The sequence below is a fragment of the Nocardiopsis halophila DSM 44494 genome, from assembly GCF_000341245.1.
GTDB lineage: Bacteria > Actinomycetota > Actinomycetes > Streptosporangiales > Streptosporangiaceae > Nocardiopsis_A > Nocardiopsis_A halophila.
On sequence record NZ_ANAD01000285.1, the window covers coordinates 1 to 1,646 of the forward strand.

Sequence of the window (1,646 nt, forward strand, 5' to 3'; positions counted from 1 at the left end):
CCCGGCGGCCGACCGGCGACACCGGGGAACCGCCCCTCCTCTTCGCCGCCGCCTGCCCTGTGCTCTCAGGCCGCGCGGTCCGTCCGCGCCGCGGTCACGCCGGACTCAGGGGCACAGGGCGTCCAGGGAGCCGGCGTCGTCGCCGACCTGGCGCCCGGGCGTGGTCGGCGAGGGGTCGTCCAGGCCGGTGTACTCCTGCCACTCGGTCTCGTCGCCGCCGTTCTGGTCCTGCCCCTGCTCCTGTCCGCCGTCGGCGCCCTCGCCGGTCGGGGCGTCGGAGGCGGCGTCGGAGGCGGAGGGGGAGGGGGCCGGGCCGGGGGCCGCGTCGGCGCCGTCGCCCTGTTCCCGCTCCTGCTCCTCCACCGCGTCGGCCACCATCGCCCGGATCTCCTTCCAGTCCGGGTAGGCCGGGTCCACCTGGGGCGGGGTGAGCTGCAGGGTCCTCATCGCGCCCTCCTCGTCCACGAGGTCGGCCAGTTCGATGAAGGCGGGCACCTTGGTCTGCGGGATGTCGGTGCGCAGGGTGCGCTTGGCGGCGCCGGCCAGGTCCTGGTAGCCGCTGAGGACGGCGGTCGGGTCGGCCTGCTCGGCCACGTACTTGATCAGGCAGCCCTGGCGGCCCATGCGGGTGTAGTCGTCGCTGTTCACCCGGCTGCGGCCGTACCAGAGGGCCTGGTTGCCGTCGAGGTGCTGCTGGCCGGCCTCCAGGACGTCGCCCTCCAGACCGTAAGGAATGGGGTCCTCGAGGTAGACGTCGATGCCGCCGATGGCGTCGATGATGCCCTCGAAGCCCTTCATGTCCACCAGGGCGTAGTACTCGGGGTCCAGCCCGGTGATGTAGCCGACGACCGACTTGAGGGTGTCGGCGGCGGGGTCGTCCGCGGCGGGGTTCTCGGCCAGCTGCTCGGGGTGCTCGGCGACCCGCTGGTAGATGTCGTTGAACAGGTTGTCGTACCCGGCCGGGGGCGGGTAGGCCTCGGCCAGCTTGGACCCCTTGGGGAACTGGACGTCCTCCAGGTTGCGGGGGATGCCGATGAGCACGGTGTCGCCGGTGTGCACGTCGATGCTGGCGACCATCGTGGAGTCGTTGCGCATCCCGTAGCGGTTGCTTCCCGAGTCCCCGCCGATCAGCAGCACCTCGATGCGGTCGCGGTCGTTCCAGGGGTTGGCAGCGTCGTGCGGCGGATCGTCCAGGGGGTCCTCGGAGCCGAAGACGGTCGACAGCGTCGAGTAGGTGACGTAGGAGGTGTGCATGACGGCGGCGGCGGGGGCGGCCACCACCAGGCACAGCAGGACGACCAGGGCTCCGCCGGCGGTCGCGGCGCCCGCGCCGGAGGGGCGCGGGCGGGTGATGGCCCACGAGTGCGCCACCACGGCCATCCAGACCACCGCCCCGGCGAAGGCCGCTGCGGAGGCGGTGAGCAGCCAGCGGCCCTGGACCGCCATGGTGGCGCCGCGCGCCATGTCGCCCAGGACCAGGACGCCGACGGCGACACCCGCAGCGATCAGCGCGGCGTACCCGCTGAGCAGTACGATGCCGGCGGTCCGCCGGCCGCTGCGCAGGTGGGCGATGCCGGGGAGGACGAGTGAGGCCGCGGTCAGCAGCAGTGCCCGTCCCAGCCCGGAGGGGCGGGGCGGGCCCCCCC

At 73.7% G+C, this 1,646-nt stretch carries 1 protein-coding gene; it reads right to left on the bottom strand.

Annotation, left to right across the window (positions count from 1 at the left end):
- Positions 1-105 precede the first annotated feature (105 nt).
- Positions 106-1,620: an LCP family protein gene (locus D450_RS0128980; RefSeq protein WP_083932832.1), complete on the bottom strand. Its 1,515-nt coding sequence runs from the start codon at positions 1,618-1,620 to the stop codon at positions 106-108.
- Positions 1,621-1,646: the final 26 nt, after the last annotated feature.